The organism is Cupriavidus sp. 05L411 (genome assembly GCF_056398045.1).
In genome coordinates, this window is the sequence record NZ_JBFTOQ010000010.1 from 206,066 (window position 1) to 214,441 (window position 8,376).

Consider the following 8,376-nt stretch of genomic DNA (forward strand, 5'->3'; position numbering starts at 1 on the left):
CATCGATGTCATCACGATGGGTGAGCAAGTTCTTCAGCAGTGAGTTCATGGATGCATGGGGTTCGAAAGGTGTCGACATCAGCTTGCAGCGTTGTCTGGCCGGTCAGGCATGTACGCGCTGAGCCATCCAGCGCCGGTATTGGCGGACGCCGCATGCGTTGGACACCTGCTGCAGGATCAGCGCGCGCAGCGGTGACACCCTGGGATCTGTGGCCTTGCCTCGGCTGAGCTTGCGCAGTTGAAACTTGACTGCCGCCATGTTAGCCAATGAGGCCAGCGGCTTGTTCTTCCAACTGATCGGCAGCAACGCGGGCGCACTGTCTTTGCCAGCGCGCCAGTCGCGCGGCAGATTGGGATCGATGGCCAGGGCAGTACCGATGCCAACCATGTCCACGCCGCTCCTGACCACTTGCTCGGCCACCGGCCGACGGCGGATGCCGCCTGTGACCATCACTGGCATCTTCGCCACCGCGCGGATGTCGCGGGCGCACTCGACAAAGTAGGCCTCGCGGGCGAGCGTGCTGCCGTCGCGGGCTTCACCCTGCATGGCCGGGGCCTCATAGCTCCCTCCCGACAACTCGACCAGGTCGACGGCCAGCTCGTTGAGCATCTTCACAACCTGGCGGGCGTCATCCGCGCTGAAGCCGCCACGCTGGAAGTCGGCAGAGTTCAGCTTGACGGCAACTGCGAATCCGGGCGAAACCACGGCGCGTACGGCCTTGACGACATCAAAGAGCAGGCGAGCGCGGTTTTCCAGCGGGCCACCCCACGCATCTGTTCTTTGGTTGCTCAACGGCGAGAGGAATTGGCTCAGCAGGTAGCCGTGCGCCGCGTGAATTTCGACGCCCGTGAAACCTGCCTGTTCCCCCAGTTGTGCCGTATGGGCAAAGCGCTGGATCACATCCTCGATAACCTCCTGGGTCATCGCCTGCGGCGTGTTGAAGTGCTTGGACAGATTGCCCAGGTTCATTGACACAGCGGAGGGAGCCCAAGTGGGCTGCCCCAGATTGGCAGGCATCTGGCGGCCGGGATGGTTGATCTGCAGCCAGAACTGCGCCCCCTTGGATCGGCCGACCCGTGCCCAGCGCCTGAACCGGTCCAGGTGCCTGGCGTCTTCCAGCACGACGCCGCCGGGCCCCGTCATGGCACGGCCGTCCACCATCACATTGCCGGTTATCAGCAAGCCAGCACCCCCCTCTGCCCAGGCCTTGTACAGCCGCATCAGCGCTTCGGAGGGGGCGTGGTCAGCGTCCGCCATGTTCTCTTCCATGGCGGCTTTGGCGATGCGGTTCGTAACGGTTGAACCGTTACGAAGGACCAACTTGTCGAACACGTTCATGGGGTCACCTCGTTTTGATCGTGATTCGACTGTAAGGTTGAAGTCAACTTGAATGTCAATACCTTTTGTGAGGTGACGTATGCGCATCGCCGTGGATGGCTGCGAGAACAGGAAGGCAAACGGCGACCGTACCGAGCCTGGCGCCAGGATGGAACCCACAAGGTGACCGGAATGAGACCAATGCGAACTATCCGCATCCGGATACTTGACCTTAAAGTTGCGTTTAACCTTAAAGTGCTGGCTGCCAATTGGCTTGCCTCGGGCACTGCGTACCGGGTCAATCATCGAGAAAGCGCAATGAATAGGGATAGGCAGGTCACACAGATCGAATTCGGACCGCTGGAGGGTGAGCCGGAAGGCTTGAATTCCGGCCCCTCGGCAATCAGCGCCGCAAGGAAACGCCCATGACCGCCCCAGACTATGACGTCGTCGTATTTGGCGCCACCAGCTTTGTTGGTCAGATCCTGACGCAGTACCTGGCCGAATACCTCTCCGGTCAGGCTGAAACCCTGCGCTGGGCCATTGCGGGCCGATCCGAAGCGAAGCTTGAGGCCGTCAGGCGCTCGCTGGGCGCGGCGGGGCAATCCCTGCCCATCATCGTGGCGGACGCTGCTCACGAACCCCAGTTGCGAGCCCTGTGCGCGCAGACCCGGGTCGTGGTGTCCACCGTCGGCCCCTACGCGCTATATGGCGAACCGCTGATCAAGGTGTGCGCGGAAAGTGGCACGGACTACTGCGACCTCACCGGCGAGACCCAATGGATCAAGCGGATGATCGAGAAATATGAGGCCACGGCCCAGCAATCGGGGGCGCGCATTGTGCATTGCTGCGGGTTCGATTCGGTGCCCTCCGACATGGGCGTCTATTTCTTGCAGCGACAGGCGATGCAGCATTTTGGTGCCCCGGCCGCCCACGTCAAGATGCGCGTCAAGACTCTCAAGGGCGGCGCTTCAGGCGGCACGGTGGCCAGCATGATCAACGTGGTCAAGGAAGCCGCTGCGGATCCTTCCTTGCGCAAGGAGCTGGTCAACCCCTATGCACTTTGCCCCAGAGGCCACGGTTTCACGGCACGCCAGCACTACGTTAGCGCCGCCGAATTCGATACTGACTTCGATGCCTGGATAGCCCCCTTCGTCATGGCGGCGATCAATGAGCGCGTGGTTCACCGCTCCAACGCCTTGTCAGGTAAGGCCTATGGCAACCCGTTCACGTATGACGAAGCGATGCTGACAGGGGTGGGTTTCAAAGGCCGCTTGACTGCACTGACGATCGTGGCGGGTCTGGGCGCGTTCATGGTGGGAGCCGTCATTAGCCCCATCCGCGGCGTGATGGAGCGCTTCTTGTTGCCCAAGCCCGGTGAAGGGCCCAGCCCTGCGGCACAGTTGGCCGGTCGCTACGATCTGCGCTTCCTGGGTCGAACCGAAGCGGGGCAGACCCTACGCGTGAAAGTCACCGGTGATCGCGATCCGGGTTATGGCTCCACCAGCAAGATACTTGGCCAGGCGGCGGCCTGCCTGGCACTGGACCACGTTAAGAACGGAATCAAGATCGGGCGCGGTGGCGGCTTCTGGACACCGGCGACGATATTTGACGAGCGCTTTATCGACCGCCTGACGCGCCATGCTGGTTTGCGCTTCGAGCTGATATGACGAGGCACCTGAAAGACGCATTCAGCCTGCGAGCCAGGATGGCGCTGGCCAAACGCTGAGCCCTGCCGCCAGGCTGGGTAGCGCGTTTTGACTGAGGTATAAAGCCAGAGATTCTTGAGGGCGACTTCAAATTGTTTGAGGAGTGTGACGAGCATGAAGATCGGCGAACTGGCGGAGCGCACTGGCCTTGCCCCGTCGCGCATCCGCTTTTACGAAGGCATCGGCCTGTTGAAGGTCGAGCGTCAGCCGAGCGGCTACCGGACCTATCCGCCTCAAGCGGTGCTGGTGCTCGACCTGATCGCGACTGCGCAGCAGGCCGGCTTTAGTCTCGACGAGATTCGTACGCTGCTACCGCCCGACCTGGCGCACTGGAAGCATGGCTCGTTGATTGAAACGCTCCGCAGCAAGGTGCAGGACATCGAGGCGCTGGAGGCGCGGCTTGCGCAGAGCAAGGCGCACCTCGTCGCACTGCTGGCGGAGATTGAGGCGAAGCCTGAGGATATTGACTGCGCCACCAACGCGAGGAGGGTGCTGTCGCGGATGCGGTCAGGGGAAATGGAAAGCCCGGCCCTGGCGACCGGCGACGTCACAACACTTCGTAAGGCAAGCCGGCGCCGGCCGGTCAGGACCGGCTGACTGACCGTCGATGGCCTGCGCAACAGTGTGGCCAAAGCGCTCGGCAACCTTATGCTGAGACAAACCGGCATAGATCTCGGTAAGGGCAAGGAGGCAATACATGAATCTGGACGTCAACCACCAGCCGGTCAGCGTCGAATGCGACCCGGCCACCCCCTTGCTGTGGGTGCTGCGGGACCACCTGAACCTGACAGGCACGAAGTTCGGCTGCGGCGTCGCGGCTTGCGGCGCGTGTACCGTGCATCTGGATGGCGCGGCGGTGCGGTCCTGCGTCCTGCCCGTGGCGGCGGTGGCCGGCAAGCGCATCACCACGATCGAAGGGCTGGCCAGCGCACCAGGCAAGCGCCACGCGCTGCAGCAGGCCTGGATTGACGAACAGGTGCCGCAATGCGGCTACTGCCAGTCGGGCATGCTGATGGCAGCGGCGGACCTGCTGGCCCGGCAGCCAGATCCGAGCGATGCCGACATCGACGCGGCCATCACCAACCTGTGCCGCTGCGGCACGTATCCGCGCGTGCGTACCGCCATCAAGCGTGCGGCGAAAGTGCTGCGGGAAGGGCGCGAATGAGGACCAACGCAACGACCCCGCGCCGTGGACGGCGCCGATTCCTGCTGGGGGCGCTCGGCCTTGGCGGCGCGCTGGTGGTGGGCTGGGGCGTGATGCCCCCGCGCAGCCGGCTTGGCGGTCCCGCGGTATTCCCTGAAAAGTCCGGCCAGATTGCCCTGAACGGCTGGATCAAGATCACGCCGGAAGGCAACGTCATCCTCGCCATGCCGCGGGTAGAGATGGGCCAGGGCATCCACACCGCGCTGTCGATGCTGGCCGCCGAGGAACTCGATATTCCGCTGGCGCGGGTGAGCATCGAGTCGTCGCCCATCGAGCGAATCTATGGCAATGTCGTCGCCATGGGCGACAGCTCGCTGCCGCTGCATCCGGACGACGCTGACAAGATCTGGGCGCGCGCGCTGCACTGGATCATGGCAAAGAGCGCGCGCGAGATCGGCCTCATCATCACGGGCGGCAGCAGCAGCGTGGCCGACGGCTGGCAGCCCGTGCGCGAGGCCGCCGCAACTGCGCGCGCCACGCTGGTGGAAGCGGCTGCGCGCGAGTGGGGCGTGCAGGCGGCGCAAGTAACGGTGCGGGAAGGCCAGCTCATTGGCCCGGGCGGCAAGCAGATGCCTTTCTCCGCGGTCGCGCGGAAGGCGCGCGACATTGCGCCGCCATCGGGCGTCACGCTCAAACCGGCTGCGCAATATCAACTGATTGGCAAGCCTGCACCGCGCAATGACATCGCCGACAAGACGGATGGCAGCGCACGCTTTGCCATCGATGCGCGGCCGCCCGGCATGTTGTATGCGGCGGTCGTCATGTGTCCGGTGTTTGGCGGCAAGCTCATGACCTTCCAGTCAAAGGCGGCGCTTGCCATGCCCGGTGTGCGGTATGTCGTGCCGTTCGAGGGATCGGCGGGTGGCGCACCGGGCGTGGCCGTGGTGGCCGACCACTACTGGCAGGCACGACAGGCCCTGGAAAAGCTCGAACCGGTCTGGGACAACGGGCCGCATGCCTCGCTCGATTCCGCGGGCATCCGGCGCCAGCTCGTTAGCGCGCTCGACAGCGACAAGGGCGGCTTCACGTACCGTTCGATGGGCGATGGCCTGAAGGCCTTTGACAAGACGGGTGGCGCAACCATCGTCGAGGCCGAATACAGTGTGCCGTACCTGGCGCATGCCGCCATGGAGCCGATCAACTGCACGGCGCAGGTGACCACGGATGGCGTGCAGCTATGGGCGCCCACCCAGGTGGCCACGCTGGCGCAACTGGTCGCCGCGCGCGCCGCAGGTGTGAGCCGGAACCAGGTGCAGATCGACATCCCGCTCATTGGCGGCGGATTCGGACGGCGGCTGGAGTCGGATTTCATCGGCCAGGCTGTGTCGATCGCCACCAAGACCGAGGGCCGCCCGGTACAGGTGATCTGGGCGCGCGAAGACGACATCCGCCACGACTTCTATCGCCCGCAGGCCATCGCACGCCTGAAGGCACGCGTCGAGAATGGCAAGGTGACGGCCATCGCCTCGCGCAGTGCCGGGCAGTCGATCATGGCCGGCGAGCTGGAGCGTCTATTCGGTGCGCCGTCGCCCGGTATTGACCGCTATACAGCCGAGGGCCTGTTCGACCTGCCGTACGAGATCGAGCACGAGCACATCGCGCACATGGTGGTCGATTTGCCGGTCCCGATCGGGTTCTGGCGCAGCGTCGGCCATTCCTACACCGGGTTCTTCCTCGAGGGCTTCCTGAACGACGTGGCGGCCGCTGCCAAGCTTGACCCGCTGGCGATGCGGCGCAACTTGCTCAAGGCGCACCCGCGTGAGCTGAAGGTGCTCGACACCCTGGCGCAGGCGGCAGGCTGGGGCCAGCCGCTGGCACCAGCCGCAGACGGTGCACCGCGTGCGCGTGGGCTCGCGCTTCACAATGCGTTTGGCTCGGTGGTGGCGCAGGTGGCGGAAGTATCGCTCAGGGACGGCAAGCCGCGTGTACATCGCGTTGTCTGCGTCGTGGACTGCGGCACGGTGGTCAATCCGGACATCGTTGCGCAGCAGATGGAAAGCGGGATCATCTTCGGGCTGACTGCGGCGCTGTACGGCCAGGTCCAGATCAAGGACGGGCAGGTCGTACAGGCCAACTTCCCCGACTATCCGCTGCTTAAGATGGGGGAGGCACCGGTGATCGAAACCCACCTCGTGCCCAGCACGGCCGAGCCCAGCGGCGTTGGTGAAATCGCCGTGCCCCCGGTCGCACCGGCCGTGGCACATGCTGTCGCCCAGCTCACCGGCAAACCGGTGCGGCAACTGCCGATTGAGTAAGGCAAAAGCAAAGTGGATATTTCGCGGCGTCGGCCACGGATAGGCCCGGCAGCGGTAGGTGATGACGATTTGGGCAATGTCGAAGGAGTCCGCTGTCCGCGAAAAGGCTGCTCCTACCAGAGTCCGCGTGACGTCCCACTCCGGCCGTCCGGCGACGCAAGGGTGGACGGCCGAGAATGGCCGGTTACGGTCCCCGGCGGGGAGGCGGACGGCGCTCGTCTCCTCCCGACCCTGAGCGGGCATTGGAATGACATGTCGTACCACCAACAAAATGCCACCCCCGAGTTGGCCGTTTTCATTGCTGGCGAAGACCTGCGTGTTGCAGTGCTTATAATCAAAAAATGACTACTGTTCGAAATTCCCGTCCTGATGAGGGCGAACGTGCTGTTGATATCTGGCGCCGCGCGGTTGATGCTACTCATAACTTTCTTTCCCAGGAGGATCGCCAAGCCATCGATGAGATGGTTTGCGACTTTCTGCCAAAAGTTCCGCTCTGGTTCGCTGTGGATGCCAACGATTACCCATTGGCATTTATGTTCATCGACAACGGACATATGGAGGCCTTGTTCGTTGACCCCGCTTTCCGCGGGACGGGCAATGGCGCTGCACTCGTTCGTCACGGCCTCTCCCTGCACCCCAAAATGACAACCGATGTCAATGAGCAAAACGCTCAAGCATTGGGCTTCTACGAAAAAATGGGCTTCAAGCGCACAAGTCGTTCTTCGCTTGACGGGCAGGGGCGACCTTACCCAATCATTCACCTGGAATACATCGGCGTCTGAAGGGCAGCTTCTGGCCGTTCGCTGCCGTCGGCCCATGCGTGCACGGGCGTGCTGGCGCCAGAGGCAACTACCGACCCAAACCAGCCGACGGGCTAGTGGCTACTGGGCGACCGGTCTTTAGTCGCGCCATCGACGTTGATGTCCGTACAAACACTGTTAGACTGCGGACGCCTTCCCCGCACGTGTACTCAGGATAGTGACATGACCGAATGCGCTCTAACATTTACCAGTCAGACCGAATGGGAAAGCTGGTTAGGGCAAAACGGCAGCACTTCGACCGGAGCATGGCTGCGTCTAGCGAAAAAAGGAACCGAGCCGCCAACCGTAACCTACGAACAGGCGTTGGAAAGCGCCCTCTGCTATGGCTGGATTGATGGTCAAAAGCAGGCTGAGAGCGAGAAATACTGGTTACAACGCTTCACCCCACGCTCCGCAAAAAGCATCTGGTCCAAACTCAACAAAGACAGGGCTGAAGCGCTGATCGCCGCAGGCAGAATGCGCCCGCCCGGCATGTGCGAAATCGAGAAGGCTAGGAAGGACGGCCGCTGGAAGGCTGCTTATACGTCGGCCAGTAACTCGATAGTGCCGGACGACCTACAGGTGGCTTTGGACGCAAATCCGGGAGCCAAGAAGTTTTTTGCAACACTGAACAGCCGTAACCGCTATGCCATCCTGTTTCGGGTACAGAATGCCAAAAAGCCAGAAACAAGGGCGCGTAAAATCGAGGAATTCGTCAACATGCTGAACCGTGGCGAAACCTTCTATCCATAGGCTTTGTGTTTCTGACGGAGATTTTGCCAAGCGGGGGCAATAACCCCTAGTGGCCGCTTCGGCCCAGCAGCCGCCATGCGTGGGACACGCTCTAAGGCCCACCCCTTTCAAGGTGACGAAAATTAGGGCACCCTCCGTGTTCTCGAACAGAAACCGGTGTCAATGGCGTGGTACTGGACGCAGTAGTAGAACGCTTTCTCGAACACAGCCCGATCAGCGTGATGGCGCGCCTTGCAACGCGCCCTTGATCCGGCCTGGATCGACGAATTGTTCGAGCAAGAGCGTGAAACGCAGTACACGCGGGAGTTATTGTTCTCGACGACGGTGGAAATCATGT

7 protein-coding genes are annotated in these 8,376 nt (G+C 62.5%); 6 read left to right on the plus strand and 1 reads right to left on the minus strand.

The genetic code is table 11. The features are described from left to right. Positions 1–103 precede the first annotated feature (103 nt). A complete protein-coding gene (locus AC1DQR_RS15115) occupies positions 104–1,339 on the minus strand; it encodes an NADH:flavin oxidoreductase/NADH oxidase family protein (RefSeq protein ID WP_416048234.1) in 1,236 nt (411 codons plus the stop codon). 404 nt (positions 1,340–1,743) lie between these two features. Here AC1DQR_RS15115 and AC1DQR_RS15120 point away from each other — a divergent pair, with 404 nt between their 5' ends. The 6 genes from AC1DQR_RS15120 to AC1DQR_RS15145 all read left to right on the plus strand — a co-directional run bounded on the left by AC1DQR_RS15120 (position 1,744) and on the right by AC1DQR_RS15145 (position 8,039). Next, positions 1,744–2,988 carry a saccharopine dehydrogenase family protein gene (locus tag AC1DQR_RS15120; RefSeq protein ID WP_477133260.1) on the plus strand — a complete coding sequence of 415 codons (1,245 nt, stop codon included), beginning with the start codon at positions 1,744–1,746 and terminating at the stop codon, positions 2,986–2,988. A 153-nt stretch (positions 2,989–3,141) separates the two neighbouring features. After that, positions 3,142–3,624 (plus strand): MerR family transcriptional regulator, encoded by a 483-nt coding sequence (locus tag AC1DQR_RS15125; RefSeq protein ID WP_477133261.1) that lies wholly within the window; start codon positions 3,142–3,144, stop codon positions 3,622–3,624. A gap of 100 nt (positions 3,625–3,724) precedes the next feature. Then, positions 3,725–4,192: a (2Fe-2S)-binding protein gene (locus tag AC1DQR_RS15130; protein ID WP_416048237.1), complete on the plus strand. Its 468-nt coding sequence runs from the start codon at positions 3,725–3,727 to the stop codon at positions 4,190–4,192. Beyond that, positions 4,189–6,486: a xanthine dehydrogenase family protein molybdopterin-binding subunit gene (locus tag AC1DQR_RS15135; protein ID WP_477133262.1), complete on the plus strand. Its 2,298-nt coding sequence runs from the start codon at positions 4,189–4,191 to the stop codon at positions 6,484–6,486. The genes AC1DQR_RS15130 and AC1DQR_RS15135 overlap by 4 nt, the downstream gene beginning before the upstream one ends. A 341-nt stretch (positions 6,487–6,827) precedes the next feature. Continuing rightward, positions 6,828–7,268 (plus strand): acetyltransferase, encoded by a 441-nt coding sequence (locus tag AC1DQR_RS15140; protein ID WP_477133263.1) that lies wholly within the window; start codon positions 6,828–6,830, stop codon positions 7,266–7,268. Positions 7,269–7,469: 201 nt separating this feature from the next. Next, on the plus strand, positions 7,470–8,039 hold the full coding sequence (locus AC1DQR_RS15145) for a YdeI/OmpD-associated family protein (protein ID WP_477133264.1): 570 nt from the start codon (positions 7,470–7,472) through the stop codon (positions 8,037–8,039). Positions 8,040–8,376: the final 337 nt, after the last annotated feature.

Bases quoted from the DNA above. Each gene is read 5' to 3' on its own strand.
- AC1DQR_RS15115 (WP_416048234.1), bottom strand. From the start codon at position 1,339: ATGAACGTGTTCGACAAGTTGGTCCTTCGTAACGGTTCAACCGTTACG.
- AC1DQR_RS15120 (WP_477133260.1), top strand. From the start codon at position 1,744: ATGACCGCCCCAGACTATGACGTCGTCGTATTTGGCGCCACCAGCTTT.
- AC1DQR_RS15125 (WP_477133261.1), top strand. From the start codon at position 3,142: ATGAAGATCGGCGAACTGGCGGAGCGCACTGGCCTTGCCCCGTCGCGC.
- AC1DQR_RS15130 (WP_416048237.1), top strand. From the start codon at position 3,725: ATGAATCTGGACGTCAACCACCAGCCGGTCAGCGTCGAATGCGACCCG.
- AC1DQR_RS15135 (WP_477133262.1), top strand. From the start codon at position 4,189: ATGAGGACCAACGCAACGACCCCGCGCCGTGGACGGCGCCGATTCCTG.
- AC1DQR_RS15140 (WP_477133263.1), top strand. From the start codon at position 6,828: ATGACTACTGTTCGAAATTCCCGTCCTGATGAGGGCGAACGTGCTGTT.
- AC1DQR_RS15145 (WP_477133264.1), top strand. From the start codon at position 7,470: ATGACCGAATGCGCTCTAACATTTACCAGTCAGACCGAATGGGAAAGC.